Origin of the sequence: Pseudomonas brassicacearum, assembly GCF_003732225.1 — a bacterium.
In the GTDB taxonomy this organism is placed as follows: domain Bacteria; phylum Pseudomonadota; class Gammaproteobacteria; order Pseudomonadales; family Pseudomonadaceae; genus Aquipseudomonas; species Aquipseudomonas brassicacearum_E.
In genome coordinates this window covers 68603-85272 of the sequence record NZ_MOBJ01000008.1, presented here as the reverse complement: position 1 = coordinate 85272, position 16670 = coordinate 68603, and the positions used below count along the sequence as shown (strand labels likewise).

Below are 16670 nucleotides of genomic sequence, written 5' to 3'. Positions count from 1 at the left end.
TCATGAGCAGCGAAATTTCAACGGGGTCGCCAAGCGCTCGAATGTTCGGTAAACGTCAACGAGCACCGCCGGCGGGAGGGAAAAATCCCTGTTCCACTCCATGGGCCACGAAGTCTGCAATCCACGATTTCGTTGGCTTGAAGTACTGGAAGCCCAATTTGTCGAGCCAGGCGTCAGTCACTGCATGCTTGAGCGCAACCGGGCGGCCAGGTCCTCGGTAGGTCATGGGCAGAATTCGGCCGACATCTTCAACCAGTGCCTTGTCGCGCCCCAATATCGGGAGCGTGTTTTCGAATTCCTGTGCCGATATCAAATCGATGCTGTACCCCAGTTCATTGAGGATCTGGATGAACTCTCCATAGGGCAGTGCGTTGGGCGTCTGGATATGGAATGTGCGTCCTGCCGCCAGAGGTTGGCCGCCAAGCAGCAAGACCGCCTGGGCCATTGTGTCGGCCGGTATGAGTTGAATACGGCGCTCCGTCCAGTTGGCGGCAACGCCGAGGCCCATGACGGCGCGTACGTAGCGGCTGAAAAAGTGGGCATCGATATTGCGCTGGAATTTTCCGCTCGCGGAGTTGGGAGAAACTGTGCCGACTCTGAAGACGGTCGCGTAGTCGCCTGATTTATTGAAGTCGGCGATCAAATGCTCCGCGAAAATCTTGCTGGCCGAATAGGCTTCGGTCGGTGTTTGTCCAACTTCAAGTTGATATTCGTTTATGGATCTCGCGACGCCGTCCAGGCTGCGCCCCGCCACGCCGATAGTCGAAATGTGGCACAGGCTGGGTCTAGAGAGATGTGAGCACAGCTCGATCACGCGCTCTGTGCCATCGGTGTTGACGGCAAAGAAGTCACGCTCCGAGCCTACATGACGGACATCTGCTGCCGCGTGAATGACTCTGTCGCACGACGCTATCAGTGCCGAGCGTACCTCGTCGCCAAGGCCCAGATTCGTTTCTCGCAAGTCCCCCTTGATGCAGCGTACCCGTCGGGAAAATAGCGGCGGAGTGATCACAGACTGCGGGAAGTGCCAGGCGTATTGGCTGGCGAGCCGCTCTTGGGCGGCTTGGTCATCCTGGGAACGCACCAGGCAGATAATTTCCAGGTGCGGATAGCTGCAAAGAAGCTCGTGCAGAATATGTACGCCCAGCATGCCGGTGGCTCCGGTCAACAGCACTTGCCTGCAATGACTCCAGGTGTCGAGGGCGGGATCAATGCGCGTGAAGTCGACTTCGGGCTCGGCTGCTGCTGGTTCCGCGTGGGTGATGGCCTGTGGTTGCTCACTGCTTGGTTGGGCAGTGTCGATCCACCGGGCTAGCAGCTCCACGGTTCTGTGTTCGAATACCACCTGAGGCATCAAACTGATGCCGGCCTGTCGCAAGTGAACGGTAATGGAAATAGCGAGTAATGAGGTCCCGCCGACCTCGAAGAAATCATCTGCCACCGACTCCACTTTATAGGCCAGTACGTCCTGCCAGATTCGTGCGATCAACAACTCTGAAGGGCTTTTCGGAGGCCGGCTGTCGGTGGTGGTGCTGAAGACCGTCGGTATTCTCTTTCTGTCTATTTTTCCGTTGGCCGTGATAGGCAAGGCATCCAGGACGGTTATCACCGAAGGCAGCATGTAGCTGGGCAGGCGTTTGGAGAGAGCCTCCTTGATGAGGTTGGCCAAGTGAACCTTCTTCAGCCGTGCCCCCGGATTGTTACCGTCGGCTGACGGCTCTGACAGGAAGCTGCGCCCGGCAAGGGTGGAGAACAGATTGGCCGGATGCGGCGAACCGGCTGTCGACAACACCATGTCGTAGTGCCCGTCCGGATGATCGGAGCAGTTGAACGAGACGGTATATCCACATTCTGCGGCGAGCTCACGAAGTTCTTCAGGGATGACACCGTTAGACGGTGTTGATTGAGCATCCATTGCGTACAGTTCATCGCGGCGGCGCAGATCGTTAATCAACAGGCCGTGAGGTACGCAGGTGAATGAGAAAGCAGCGTTTGTCCCCGAACGCAAATGATCGGCCAGCTTCTCAAAAGTCCAGTTTCCATTACCCCAGTCCTGCCAGTTCAACGCTGGCAAGTCATCGTCGCAGAGCCCCGGGCGTCGACTGAGCGTGACGTCATATCGATACTTGTTCATTTCCGTCGCGTACCGTCCGCGACGGGGTTCGATGCACGGCGTCAGTTCAGTATTTTTTGCGTAGTTGTGGAAGAAGCAAGGGTTGACGTTCAGTTCTGGCTCGTCCTGGACGGCCTTTGCAATTCTGGGCAGCAACTCATTGTTCGTCAGTTGCGGCGCTCGCGCAGACTGCACTGAAGCATGAAACGTCTCCAGCAAGCAGTAATTCCTGACATCCCCGATGTAGATCACCCCGTCGGGAGAGAGGCGGCTGCGCAGGGCGTCCAGTACTTCGGTCAAATAGGTCATGTCGGGAAAGTACTGACTGACCGAGTTGATGATGATGACATCGAAAAGGGTATCGAACTCAGGCAGGTTCCTGGCTTCCGCAACTGACAACTCGATGTTTGTCAGTTTGGACAGCCGAAGTTTCTGGCGCAGCTTGAGAATGGCGGAGGTGGAAAAGTCTGTGCCTACATAGCGCGCGCAGTGCGGCGCAAGCTCTTGAGCGAGCAACCCCGTGCCTACCCCGATTTCAAGAATATTGGGTGGGGTTGAGCGGCGGTCTGGGAGACGATGAAGGATGTTCTCAACGGTACCGTTCAGCCATTCGTCCATCAATGATGCCGCAATGGGCTGCTGGTCGTAGCTGGAGTTCCAGCCGGTAAAGTCCCTCGTTCCGGGTGCAGAAATTTCGTGGGTCTGGTCGAATAGGGTTCGCCAATGCGCGACAACGTCGGAGTCGAACTGATTCATCAGGTCCTGTTCGATCTCAGATGCATACTGCGCTGTCACGCAGGCCACGAGCCTGCAATTGCTCCCGGGCTCGCCGACCGCCAGCACCACGGCATTGTGGACACTAGGCAGGCTGGTCAATACTGCCTCAATTTCACCCAGCTCAATGCGAAAACCGCGGACTTTCACTTGGCTGTCCAGGCGCCCTCGGAACTCGAAGGTTCGCTGCGCCCTGTTCCACCGTCCCCGATCACCACTGCGGTAATACTTGCGCCCGCTCAACTCGATAAAGCTGGCTCTGGTTTCTACCTCACGATGGATATAGCCAGTGGCTACGCCTCGACCACCAATCCAGATTTCACCGGTGACATCATCGGGCAGCACATTGCCGTGTTCATCCGCAATGATGACTTCAACTCCGTCCAGCGGTCGTCCTATCGGATAACCGTTTACCGGGCGTTGTTTGTCGTAAAGATACAGAGTGGAAAAAATGGTCGCTTCGGTGGGGCCATAGGCGACAAAGACCCTGGCGTTGGGGAAGGCTTGCGACAAGGTGGCCAGCAGGTCTGCAGGTACGATGTCCCCACCTGTAATCACGACTCGAAGCGACTCATGGCCGCGCGATGAGGATTGGGACATAGACGTCAACAGGTTTTCCATCAGTCCGGGAACGGCCTGAAAGATCGTGGCGGTCTTCAGCAACTCGTCAATCTTCTGCGGCGAAAAGATTTCCTCCTGGGTCACAATACGGCTTTGTCCACCGGCCAGCATCGCGATAAACAGCTCGAAGTAGAAAACATCAAAGGTGCTTGCAGCGAGTACCAGCCCGACATCCGAAGGCGAGCATTCATGCAGCAACTGACAGGCCCGCATCGTGTTGACGATATTGCCGTGGGAAACCATGACGCCCTTGGGCCTGCCGGTGGTACCGGAGGTATAAAGGATGTAGCAAGGCGATTCAGGTACGACTGCCGCGTCAATCGAGCTCATTTGTTCTGACGTAGGGTGGTCGTAGGCTTTACCGATGACGATACTAGGAATCGTATCGCAGCGTTTGTCTGCGGATGAAAAAATGATCGCCCGAGCATTGGAGTCCGAGGTAATAAAAGCACGTCGGTCGTCGGGGTCTGCCGGATTGATCGGGACAAATGCCGCACCCGCTCGCAGGACGGCGAGTGTGGCAACGGCAATATCGACCGAGCGATTGACACATATTGCGACAGTGTCGCCCTGGCGAACGCCACTTTGCAGCAACTGCAGGGCCAGCGCGGCTGAGTGGCGGTTGAGTGTGTCAAAGGTCAACACCCCATGCTTGTCCGATACAGCACAGGCGGTCGGTGAGATCTTCGCCGCCTCAAGAAACAAGCCATGCAGCCCGCTGTTTGGCCAGGCCAGGTCGTCTGGAGTGCCGTTCGAGGAGGACGGCTTATGGAAGAGTGGGAGCTGGGAAATATCCTGTTGCGGTGTCTGGACGATGCAATTGAGCAAGCACTCGTAGTGACTGGCCATTTCCCGTATCACCTGCTCGTCGAACAGGTCCAGCGCATAGTTGATACGCAGGCGCGCGTCCATGGGGCGACGCCACAACGTCCATTCCAGGTCTACCCGGGCGACGTCCAGATCGACCTTCAAGAGCTCGGTTCGCGTACCTTGCAACTCGATTTTTCCGGCCTCGACGTTCTGCAGGGTAAAAAGCACCTGGAACAACGGGTTATGACTGAGTGAACGCTCCGGGTTCAGGTCCTCCACCACCTGTTCGAATGGGGTTCGTTGATGCTCCAGCGCGAGCAACGTCGTGTCTCTGAACGCTTTGAGGGCTGTGGTGAAGTTGGCCTGTGGAAGAATGCGGGTCCGCAGGACTACGGTATTCACGAACAACCCCAGGACATTCTCCAACTCTTCGACCGGTCGGTTGGCGACAGGGGTGCCAAAGACAATGTCGGTCTGGCCTGAATAGCGATACAACAGCACCTTGAGCGCGGCACCCAGTACCATGTATAGCGAGCAATCATGCTGCTTGGCCAGGGCTTCCAGTGATTGCACTAGCCCTTGTGGAAGCGTCAGATCGATATGTTTGCCCCGGAAGTTAGCGATGGCCGGGCGAGGTTTTGCCATTGGCAATTCAATTTGCGCGAGGTCGTGGAGCTGGTTTTTCCAGAATTGCCGGCTGCGGATGCCCGCCTCGCTGGTAATCCAGGCTTTTTCGGCCGCGACGAATGTACTGAAATCGATATTGCCAGTGACGGGTAACGCTTGTGACGCAAGTGCGGCGGCATAGAAGCGCTGCAGGTCTGCGTGCAAGATACCCAGCGACCAGCCATCCGCGATGATGTGGTGAATCACCAGGGCCATCAGGCAAGTGTCATCGTCGTTGCGGATGACAACGGCCCTTAGCAGGGGTGCAAGGCCCAGGTCAAACGGCTTCCAGATAAAGTCATCCAGGCATTCTTGTGGCGATGCAGGATCGTCGACGACGGACACGTCAGCGCCCACGGTGGTGTGTACCGTCGACTCAGGTTGGCCATTGGCGTTGGATTGGAAGGAGGTACGCAGGCTGGGGTGTTTGTTGATCAAGGCTTGAAATGCTTGGCGTAACGCAACTACATCAACATTGCCATGCAATTTGGCGATGCTGAAAATATTGTAGGCCGCACTGTTTGGGTCCATCAGGTGCAGGAACCACATGCGTTTTTGGCCGTAAGACAAAGTTGATGGATCAATGGCGGGCTGAGTGTGCGATTCAGATGTTTCCTGTGCCCGTTTTATATGCTGGGCAAGAATGCGTTCAGCCGCTGACCTTTGGTCTTTACGTGCGCTAGCCTTAGAACCAAAATCCATTCGATATATCATCCATAGTCGGGTAGCTCCATACAACTAACCATAAAGTTCCAATTGCGTTAGGGTCAAGTGCAAAATTAAATTTCATCCGCCGAAGAAGTAGTGGCATATAGCTATAATTCGCTGGACGCCCCATATTACTTAGCGTCGCGGCTGAAGTGGCTGATGGAAAAATAATACGGGTTGTCCCCTGATCACGGGGGCAGGGGTCTGCAATGGTGCTGTAACGTAAATGGTTGCTTTGGCAGTGGCATTGGTCTTCGATTTGTAATTTATATGTTTAAAAACAATGAGTAAGCGTGTTGCTGGGAGTCTGGGGCAGGTTTTCTAGCAGGTTTTTTGATAATCGTGCAGTCTGTGTGGGCAATATTGCTGTTTCTTCCCCAATGCGAAAAAATTCTTTACGCCTCCGTTTTTCCTGTGTTACCAATATAAAACTGCTGACGAAGGTAATGGATTTAGCTTGCAAGTTAACAAAGCTTACGCTTTGGCGACTTAAAGTTCGCGAGCGGAATAAGGGAATATGGCGCTGCCCGTTGCTGGGTGGAAAAATGTCGGGAGTTTATTGTTTGACTATTAAAGAAAAGTCACTCTGGCGGGACAGAAATTTCATGTGCCTTTGGATGGGGCAGTCCGTCAGCGAGATGGGCTCGGCTATCACCAATATAATTCTTCCGCTGCTTGCTATTACCACGCTAAGTGCAACTCCAGGTGAGATTGGCTTACTCCGTGCCATGGCCTCTATTGCTGTGCTACTTGCGTCAATACCTTCCGGTGTTTACATCGACAGGTTCAACAAGCGAAGTTTGATGATCGTATGCGATTTCGTACGGGCGGCCATATTAGTCACGGTACCGTTGCTTGCGTTTTACGATCAGCTTTCGATGTTCTGGTTGTATGCCGTTTCCTTCCTGTGTTCCGTGTTCTCGGTCGCCTTCGGAATTGCCTACCACTCCTACTACCCGATTTTTGTGCTGCGCAAGGATTTGCCCGAAGCGAACAGCAAGATCGAAACCACAGAGTCCGCCGCGCGGGTGGGCGGCCCGGGGATCGGTACGTTCATGGCAGGCTGGATTGGAGCCCCGCTCACTCTGTTATTTGATGTCTTTTCCTATATTGCCAGCGCTGTTCTTCTGAGCTTTACCAAGGCGGACGAGTCTAGCAAAGTGAAGGTAGTCAGAAGGCCTCCCTTGCTGCAGGAAATAGGGGCGGGATTCAAACTTTTGTATGCTAACTCGGTATTGGCGCGCACCGCGGTGACCACCATTGGGTCGATGTTCTGTCTGGCCATGATGAATGCGGTTTTTTTATATTACTTAATTACCGATTTGAAACTGTCACCGCAAATGGTAGGTGTTGTGTTTTTTATCGGTGAAGGTGGAGGGCTGTTGGCAGCTATCCTCGCTAGTGCATTGATGCGTTCGGTCGGCAGCGCAAAAATAATGTGGTGGGTGGTCTTTCTCAGTCCGGCAGGTTTTCTCCTTAGTGGGGCGCAGAGTCATCCGCTGCTGCTACCGACACTTTATCTATGTTTGACGTCTATTCGCTTTGTATTGTTTGACATTGCGCAGTACTCATATCGGCAGTCTTCTTGCCCTCTGGAAAGTCTAGGCAAGGTGACAGCCAGTATTAGAACCTGTATCGGTATTGCTGCGGCAAGCGGGGCAATTATCGGAGGGTGGCTAGGCAGTGTTATAAGTCCCAGTGCGAGTATATTTATTGCTACGGCATTGATGTGTGTTTCATCCCTTCCTGTAGTTTTTTCGGCGTTACGACATACCAGGGATATTGAAGACCTTCCAGCATTGACCCATGTAGATCGGTGATGTCCGACGGGTCTGCAACAAAGTTTCCCGGACGTCGTTATGGTTGACAGGATTTCCTTGGTAAAGAGGGAGTTGATTAAGCATGGATAGCAAAAACGTGTATGGCGTTGTAATAAATGAGCAAGAGCAGTATTCCCTCTGGAGTAACGACCGGCCGATACCGGGTGGATGGGTATCCATTGGCGTGACAGGCTCTCAGGCTTTTTGTTTGGACTGGATTCAAGCTAACTGGCTGGATCAGCGGCCCAAATTCTTACGCGAAAATGTTGTACCGAGAAAGGCCCTCTCGGCCGAGGAGCTGTAATGAACAGCCCCTTTGAAATAACTAATCATACACTCGACTTATTATCACGTTATCTTGAGTGCGGTGTTTCCATCCAGCTTGCCAACGACAGATTTGAGCCGCAGTACCTTGAATCGTCGACCTCGGAATACCTGGAAGCACTAACACCAGATATTCAGAAGAGCTTGCTGAGCCTGCTCCAGGAGGAAATCGGCAGGCCTTTGCAGGACGGTACAATATTGCCTTTGTCCTGGATTCAACGCAGGCATTACTTCGTCACCCGGCACGAAGGAGCGGAAGTTTCATCAACAGTGCCTCATGCGCTGCGCTTCAACGGCAAGTTGGATCGAGATGCATTGCGCGATTCGCTGCTCCACATTCAGCGAGTTCACCCGATGCTTCGGGCGTCCGTGCATGAAATGTACGGGGTGCTTTTTCAGTGGGTCGCGCCGGCTGCGCAATTAGCCGTTGAATTCAAGGACCTTTCGCACGCTCCGGTCAGTTCCCGAGAGGCGCAATTGGCAGAGTTTTCACTTGACGTCATGCGCCGCCCCTTCCAACTGAATCGTGCGCCGCTGATGCGCTCGGTGCTGTTCAGGCTCAGTGAAGAAGAGCATGTTCTGCTGCTGCCGTTGCATCATCTGGTCGCTGACGGCTTATCTCTGCGTGTGATCAACGACAGTCTGTTATCTGCTTATGAGGTTTATCGAACTTCTGGTCATGTTGACCTGCCGGCGCCGAGTTCAACCTACGCGGACTTTATCCGGTTTCATCATTCCGAGCGGTCCAGGACAGAGAACAAAAGGCATCTGGATTACTGGATCAAACACATGGCCGGCCAGCCCGTCATGCTCAGCTTGCCCACCGACAAGGCGCGGCCTGCGACGCCTTCCTACAAAGGCCGTTACGTCGAACGGGTGCTTGATGAAGAGCTGACCAACGCACTCAGTGACTTTGCGAAGAAGCAACACGTGACGCCCTTTATGCTCTACAGCGCGGCGTTTCATGTCTTGCTGGCCCGGTATTCGGGCCAGAGCGAAGTGACCCTGGGCTACCCTTTCGGCAATCGCATTCGGCGAGAGGACACGGATACCGTCGGACTGTTTGTCAACACGCTGTTGCAACGTGTCGACGTCAGTGATGATCCCGTGACGAGTGTGTTCCTGACTCGTGTAAAGCGCGAGATCCTGCTGGGGACGGGGCACCATCGATTGCAATTCGACAAGCTGCTGGATGCACTGGATATAGAGCGCAGCGCCAGTTACCACCCGCTGTTCCAGGCGTTCATCGGTTATTACGGCCAACAGGCAAACGGGGTAAAACCCACCAGCGTTGCAGTGAGGCCCTACATTGTCGACACGGGGGCGGCACGTTTCGACTTGGAGTTGTTCCTGCGCCCACAAGGCAGCGAAACGGCCATGATGCTGTGGGCGCAAGATGATCTTTTTCGACCGGAAACATCCAGCAGGATGCTGGCCCACCTGGAAAACATCCTCAAGGGGATGCTGGCGGCCCCCGAAGAGAAAATTTCCTCGTTGTCGCTGCTCTCCGAGCAGGAGTCTGGCGATCTGCTGATGCTGGCTAGGGGGGGAGACCAGCTGCCGCAGGGCATCACGATCCTTGAACAGATAGCCATCACGTGCCGTTCTTTTCCAGACCAGGCTGCCGTTCGATTTGAGGGGCAATCAATCTCTTACCGGGAGCTGGACGCGGCTTCGTGGCGTGTGGCGTGGTGTCTGGCGGACCTTGGGGTAAAGGAGGGCGATGTTGTCGCTGTCCAGTTGCAACGCTCAAGGGAGTTGCCGATCTGTCTGCTCGGGATTCTCAAGTCGGGTGCCGCTTATATGCCGCTTGATATCCAGGCCCCGCAGAGTCGAATGATGGAGATGCTCGATGATTGTCCCCCACGTATCCTGATTGTTGAAGATGAGGCTATGGCACCTTCGGGGGGGCTACCTTGGGCCACACTTTCTTCCTTGTTCACCCGGGAGCCGGCTTGCCCGGGCCATACGGCTTTTGGGGAGGAACCAGCCAGTAAGGATCTGGCCTACGTGATCTTCACCTCGGGCTCCACGGGGCGGCCCAAAGGGGTGATGAATACTCATGAAGCGTTATTGAACCGTCTGACGTGGATGCAAAAGGCTTTCCCTCTGGAAACAAGCGATGTCGTCGTACAAAAGACCCCGCTGACCTTCGACGTCTCTGTGTGGGAAGTTTTCTGGCCGCTCATGTACGGCGCAACGTTATTGATGGCTAAACCCGAAGGACACAAGGATCCCGAGTACCTAGGGGAGCTGTTTTCAAGGGAACGAGTCAGCGTCGCTCATTTTGTGCCTTCCATGCTGAGCGCGTTCGTGGCTGCCGAAGTTTTGCCGTCCTGCACTCATCTCAGACATGTGATTTGCAGCGGCGAGGCATTACCGTTGCGCTTGGCCAACGCCGTCAAGCAAATCAGTGCAACAGCATTGCACAACCTCTATGGGCCTACCGAAGCGGCCATCGATGTCACGTGGCACACGGTGACCGACAACAGCTCGGATTTCAGCGTACCGATCGGTCGTGCCATTGATGGGCTTGAAGTATTTATCCTGGATAAAAACCTCAATCTGGTACCGCCCGGCGTCGTTGGAGAAATCCATATCGGCGGCATCGGCCTGGCGCGTGGGTACATCAACCAGCCGGCACTTACTGCACAAAAATTCATCCCCTCACCCTTCAGCGAAAACGGCGCGCGGTTGTACCGCACGGGTGATCTGGCCAAGCATCGCTGGGATGGTCAGATCGAGTATCTGGGTAGGAACGACAACCAGGTCAAACTGCGGGGCTTTCGCATCGAGTTGGGTGATATCGAAACTGTGCTGATGCGCATCCCTGCAATTCGCGAAGCGGTAGTGACACTTAATCAGGATGCCCAGGGCCACTCGACGCTGGCGGCATTCCTGGCGAGCGATGACGCCAGCCCGGAACTGATACGACTCGCTCGCGAGTCGCTTTCATCCTCCTTACCGGAGTACATGATTCCCTCTCTATGGTCGGTCGTAGAGGTGTTCACGAGATTGCAGTCAGGCAAAGTCGACCGGTCCAGTTTGCCGATGCCTGTCACGTATGCCGACGCGGTTGTCGGTGCGGGGCCGCGTGAGCAGGCGCCGTTGAGTAGTGTGGAGGAAACATTGGCAGCCGCCTGGGCTAGCGTGCTTGGCAGGGTGGTGACGCACGGTGGTGAGGACTTTTTTCATTTGGGCGGAGATTCAATACGGAGTATCGAACTGGTGGTAGCGGCCAGGCGAGCAGGCTTGCAACTGAGTGTGGAGAAGATTTTCCAGAACTCCACGCTGAGCAGAATGGCCCTGGCTTCGACGCCCCTGAGTGGCCCCGTGTTGATGACCATTGCGCCATTCGGACTGATTTCTGCGTCCGTCCGGGAAGGGCTTTCTCAGGACATTGAAGACGCCTTTCCCTTGTCCCGGTTGATGACCGGACTTTACTACGAATCTGTTGCAAGCCCGGATTACCACATCTATACAACTGCGGTGGAGATGGAGGGGGCGTTCTTCGAGCCAGTATTCAAGCGTGCTGTGGCACTATTAATGAAGCGCCACCCCTTTTTGAGAAGCTCCATTGACGTGTCTTCTTACCAACAGCCTCTGCAGTTGATTCATCGAGACGTAGAGGTGCCGTTGTCGGTTGTCGATCTGAGTGGCATCGACCCGGCTGCCCAGGCTGTTTTGTTCAAAACATGGTTCGATGAGCAGCGGGCAGTCAAGTTCCAATGGGACAAGGCGCCGTTGTTTTCCATGACCGTGCATCGCTATTGCGCCTCCAGGTTCACCCTGACACTCGCGGAGCCCTATCTTGACGGGTGGAGTGTTACGCTGGTCATCAGTGAGTTGCTCGAGCTGTATCAGCAACTCCTGGAGCAAACTGTTCCCGTCGTTGAGCAAGTGTGCGCACAGGGCGAGTTCTTACTCGGGGAGGCCGATGCGCTGGATAACCCGGACCACAAGGCGTTCTGGGCCCGGCAGCTTGTGTCGCCTCATCAGGGTCAATTGCCGCTCGCCAAAGGCAGCGATTACCGTACGCTCAATGTGGCGGTCTCTACTGCGACGTCCAATAACCTCAAGCGTATTGCGCAAACACTGGGAGTGTCGATCAAGGCTGTCCTGCTCAGCGCCCATTTGCAAGTCATTGCCTTCATCAGCGGCCGTACTGAAGTCATTACCGGCCTGATGTCCAACAGTCGCCCGGAAACGACAGCGGGAACCTCGGCAGTAGGCATGTTCTTGAATACGTTGCCCTTGAACATCAATGTCGCGGGCCTGACGGGCAGCCAGCTGATTCAAACCGTGCACGCTTTCGAGGCGCAAGCTCTGCCATTCAGGAACTACCCGTTTGCGCAGATGTTAAGTGATGCCGGGATCGATAACGTTATCGACTCCACGTTCAACTACACCCATTTCAGACCTTATGAGCAGTTCGCGAACAATCAGGGGCTGAAGCTGAAGTCCATCAGGGCAACCGACCAGACTTATCACTTGTTGACCGCTCAATTCAGGCTCGATGTATTAACTCAGGGAGTCGGCCTGTTCATTGAGTTCTCCAACACAGCTCTGTCCGCAGCGGCGATGATACGAATCGCTTCGTACTATGAAGCGGCCTTGTCGCAACTGGCTGCCGCCCCGGATTCAAGCGTCTGCCCCTTGGACAGGCTGGCCGGGAACCACGCTCACTCGCTCCTGGTGTCACCGGGAGTGGAGCTTGAAGTATCTCGCCTGATAACTGCCTTTGATCAGCAATGTCAGGCTTCACCCCTGTCATTGGCGTTACTCTGCGATGGCCGGTCGATCAGCTATTCCTGCTTGTCTCAATGGGTCCATGGGTTCGCCGAAACGCTGCGTGAACAGCAGGTGGTACCAGGTTCCATCGTCGGCATCTGCGTCGAGCGTTCTGCTGAGTACGTCGTCGCGGTGCTGGCATCGTTGCGCCTCGGTGCAACCTACATGCCGCTGGATCACGCCAGCCCGACCGAACGGTTGGGGCAGATCTTGCATCAATCACAAGCCCGGCTGGTGATCGTTTCTGAGTCGACCCGAGGAAAGACGCCCAGTGAGATTCGTTCCTTGGCGGTTGATGCAATGCCAGTCGCTGAGCGGCGGTCCACCGGTAACTGGCCACTGGAGGCTCGGCATCCGGCGGTCTTGATGTACACCTCCGGCAGTACGGGAACCCCCAAGGGCGTCCTGTTGCACGACGAGGCCATTCTGACGCGCTTGCAGTGGTCGCGAAGCCAGGAGCCAAGCAAACCCTCGGACGTTTTTGTTCTGCGAACGCCAGTCGGTTTTGTCGACGGCATCGCCGAGATGTTCGATGGACTGCTCAGAGGCGTGCCTACGGTGGTCTTGCCGGAAAACATCAAAGACCCGGTGGAGCTGATGAACTTCATCCAAGCGCACCGAATCACCAAGTTGACCTGCGTGCCCGCCCTGGCAACCGAGATGCTCGAACTGGGCGCCGAATCGACCGACAAGCTGACAACGCTCGATTGCCTGCACTTGAGCGGTGAGTTGCTCAAAGGGGAGTTGGTGGAAAAAATCCAGCAACACCTGCCGGGCGTAAATGTCATCAATTTGTATGGCTCGACAGAGGTTTGCGCGGACGCCACGGTGTTCAAGGTTCAAGGGGGGGCGGCACTGCTTACCCCGGTCGGCCTGCCGATTCCTGGCGCGCACGTGATGGTGGAGCATGAGGGGGGCGGTTACGCACCGATCGGTACGCCAGGCGAGCTGTTGGTGGGCGGTAAAATTCTTGCCCTGGGCTACTTCAGCGACGCGGGGCAGACGGCGCAGCGATTTACACCCTCTTTGCTCAATGATGGCGGCCGGGTCTATCGCACGGGCGATATCGCCGTGTTGAGTGACAGCGGCGATTTGAATGTGTTGGGCCGTGCCGACCGGCAGATAAAGATTCGAGGAATACGCATCGAACCTGCGGAAATCGAGGCCGCCTTGAAAACCCACGTGCAGGTTGCCGACGCATTGGTCGTGCAACGTGTGCTGGAGGGGCGAAAAGTGCTGGTGGCTTATGTTCGTCCGGCCACGCAGGCTAATGCGGCGACGCCTGATTCGCTGATCGAGCATTTGTCGTCGAGTGTCCTGATGGCGGCTATCCCGGATGTTTTTATCACCGTTGAAAGCTGGCCGTTGTTGCAGTCCGGGAAAGTCGATATCAACGCCCTGCCGGTGTGTGGGCCGCAGCGGGCTGAGGGCCGCCAGCCCGATGGGCTTATCGAGCTGGAGCTGGCGACACTTTGGGAGCAAAGGCTGAAGACTTCGCTGGTCAGTGTCGAGGATGACTTCTTCCAACTCGGCGGCAATTCGCTGTCCGCAATTATCTTGGCCGGCATGATCGGGCGTCGATTCGGCGTGTCCGTGAACGTATCAGATATTTTTGACCACAGAACCCTGGCGAAACAGGCACATCTGCTTGAAGTGAAACTCCTCGAGACCGCGGCAGCAGAGCTGGCGGACGAACAGTGATCACCGGCGGGCGGCTGACATCGTTTAGATAAGGATATGAACTGACATGGAAAATTCCAAAAGTTGGCGTTGGTGGGACGAGGTTCTGGTACGCGGCGCAGGCTTTTCCGCAGGCGGCGTATTGCGCCTGGCGAGTTCAAGCCTGGCGGCGGAGGCTGATCGGATGGGGGCGGCGCCTTTTTCCGAAGCTGACTTGACCGACTACCGCACGTCATTTGCGAAGGTGTCTGTCGAACTCTCCCAGAAGCTGCAAGGCATTGCTCGGCAGGACGACTTTCTCCGAGCCGTCTCCTGGCAGAACCATCGCCTGTTGGACGGTGCCGTGCGCCCGTTTTGCGAGTGGGATCCAGTCACTCAGGTAAGGCATTCCAAGCATCGCCAGCGTGAAGAACTGATCGCCAACTATTGGCAGCGTTACTGTGTAAAGAATGACACCATCGGTTTTTTCGGCCCGTCAGGATGGGGCACGTTCAGCGAGGAGCCTACAACCCGCTACGCGCCGGGTGAAACGTTGATTGAACACCGTGAAGTGTTCTTTGAATCCTGGGCCATTGATTGCCTGGCGGAATCATTCGAAGCGGCTCCAGCGATTCGTGAGTGGTTGAAGCCTCGCCGGCTTACATTTGTAAAGATCGAGGGCGACATCAACTTCAACGGTCCCGGCCTGAAGGTCAAACTACCGGCTCTGGAAACAGCCGTGCTGTCTATGTGTGACGGCAAGACTTCCGTTCACGATATTGTCCGCGAGCTGTCAGGCAATTATTCAGTCACGTTGTTGGATATTCTTGGCATTCTCGATGTGCTTAAGGCCAAGCGTTGGATCGTGCTGAAGATCGAATTGCCTGCCGGGGCCCACCCGGAAATATGCCTGCGCAAGTTCTTGCTGGGCATTGGGGATACGCAGTTGCAATCCTCGTTGTTGGCGAAGTTGGATGCCATGGAGGTCGCGCGCGACAAGATCGAGTCGAGCAGTGGCGCCACCGAGCTGACCCAGGCGCTGTCTGAACTAGATTCGCTTTTTTCCGGGTTTACCGAGACCAACTCCACCCGGAACGAAGGCCGTACCTACGGCGGCAGGACGCTGGTCTACCACGACAGTCGCCGCAACATGGCTTTTTCGGTAGGCGAGGATATTAAGCAAGGCCTGGCTCCGCTGTACCTGCTGGCCAAGAGCGCTCGCTGGATTTGCTGGACGCTGGGGACTGAGGTTCGTCAACTGCTGAAGCAAACCTATCAACGGTGCGTCGAAAAACATGGGCCGCAATTTGACCTGACAACCATGTGGCTGGAGTCTCTGGGCCCCTTGTCAAAGGTCATTGATGCGGCGCTCGACAACATCGATCAAGTCTTCCGGGCCAAGTGGGCGAACATTATCGCTGTCGAGGATAGCGAGCGACGGGTCGAGTTCACCTATGCGCAATTGGAAGAGCGGGTCAACCAGGAGTTTGAAGCTCCCGGCGCCGGCTGGGAGGGCGCGCGTTATTTTTGCCCAGATGTGATGCTTTCCGCCGTCGATATCAATGACCTGAAGTCGGGTGATTTCAAACTGGTGTTGGGGGAAGTCCACCTGACAATCAATACCATGAGAAGCTCATGTTTCGTTACGCAACATCCCGATAAATCAGCATTGCTCAAAGAGGTGGATAGGGACTTTCCCAAGCCACAGTTACTCAACGTCCTGCCCAAGGAAAGTCCACCTCGTCTGTCGGTGCGCACGCACCCGGTGCTGTCGCGAGACTGCGACTACATGATCGAACTCAACTATCACACCGTAGATGCGAGCCGCGATCGTCTGGTGAAAAGTCGGGATACCACCATCCTCGAAGAGAACGGGCTGGTCAAAATCAGGATCCCCAATGGCGAAACGTTTGATCTGGTGGACGTTTACGCTGAGCTGCTGATGGGCCGCGTGATTGACAAGTTTCAGTTGTTCTCGGACCGCGCGCACATGCCAAGAGTCAGTATCGATAAATTAGTGATTGCGCGAGAAAGCTGGCGTTTCCAGGCACAAGACCTGGAGTTCGCGAATGAAAAAGATGAGGCGCTGAGATTCATGAAGGCGCGCAGTTGGTGGAAATCTCAAAACATTCCACGCTTTGCCTTCGTCAAGTCGAAAACCACTGAAAAGCCATTTTATGTGGATTTTGAAAGCCCGATTTTTATCAACATCCTTTCCAAGTTGATACGGCGCAATCAAACCTCTGAGGCAATCAAGAACAAAGAGGTGACATTCGTTGAGATGTTGCCGGACCACCAGGATCTCTGGCTGACCGATCATGCCGGTAATAAATACACGTCGGAACTCAGGTTTACCTGGGTCGATAACTACCCGATCAAATGAC

Annotated in this window: 5 protein-coding genes; 4 read left to right on the top strand and 1 reads right to left on the bottom strand. The window is 55.3% G+C overall.

Annotation, left to right across the window (positions count from 1 at the left end; translation table 11 throughout):
* Positions 1 to 55 precede the first annotated feature (55 nt).
* Positions 56 to 5686, bottom strand: coding sequence for a non-ribosomal peptide synthetase (locus BK659_RS12465; protein ID WP_123425370.1), 5631 nt, complete (start codon positions 5684 to 5686; stop codon positions 56 to 58).
* Positions 5687 to 6255: 569 nt separating this feature from the next.
* Between BK659_RS12465 and BK659_RS12460 the strand changes: the two genes are divergently transcribed.
* The 4 genes from BK659_RS12460 (at position 6256) to BK659_RS12445 (ending at position 16669) form a co-directional block, all read left to right on the top strand.
* Positions 6256 to 7512: an MFS transporter gene (locus BK659_RS12460; protein WP_259740253.1), complete on the top strand. Its 1257-nt coding sequence runs from the start codon at positions 6256 to 6258 to the stop codon at positions 7510 to 7512.
* An 82-nt stretch (positions 7513 to 7594) separates the two neighbouring features.
* Entirely contained in the window at positions 7595 to 7816 is a 222-nt protein-coding gene (locus BK659_RS12455) for an MbtH family protein (RefSeq protein WP_123425368.1), read from the top strand.
* Entirely contained in the window at positions 7816 to 14328 is a 6513-nt protein-coding gene (locus BK659_RS12450; protein WP_123425367.1) for a non-ribosomal peptide synthetase, read from the top strand. The genes BK659_RS12455 and BK659_RS12450 overlap by 1 nt, the downstream gene beginning before the upstream one ends.
* A gap of 46 nt (positions 14329 to 14374) precedes the next feature.
* Positions 14375 to 16669 carry a lantibiotic dehydratase gene (locus BK659_RS12445; RefSeq protein ID WP_123425366.1) on the top strand — a complete coding sequence of 765 codons (2295 nt, stop codon included), beginning with the start codon at positions 14375 to 14377 and terminating at the stop codon, positions 16667 to 16669.
* The last annotated feature ends 1 nt before the right edge of the window (position 16670 follow it).

Excerpts from the sequence above, each read along its gene's own strand:
- BK659_RS12465 (WP_123425370.1), bottom strand. The coding sequence starts at position 5,686 with ATGGATTTTGGTTCTAAGGCTAGCGCACGTAAAGACCAAAGGTCAGCG.
- BK659_RS12450 (WP_123425367.1), top strand. The coding sequence starts at position 7,816 with ATGAACAGCCCCTTTGAAATAACTAATCATACACTCGACTTATTATCA.
- BK659_RS12455 (WP_123425368.1), top strand. The coding sequence starts at position 7,595 with ATGGATAGCAAAAACGTGTATGGCGTTGTAATAAATGAGCAAGAGCAG.
- BK659_RS12445 (WP_123425366.1), top strand. The coding sequence starts at position 14,375 with ATGGAAAATTCCAAAAGTTGGCGTTGGTGGGACGAGGTTCTGGTACGC.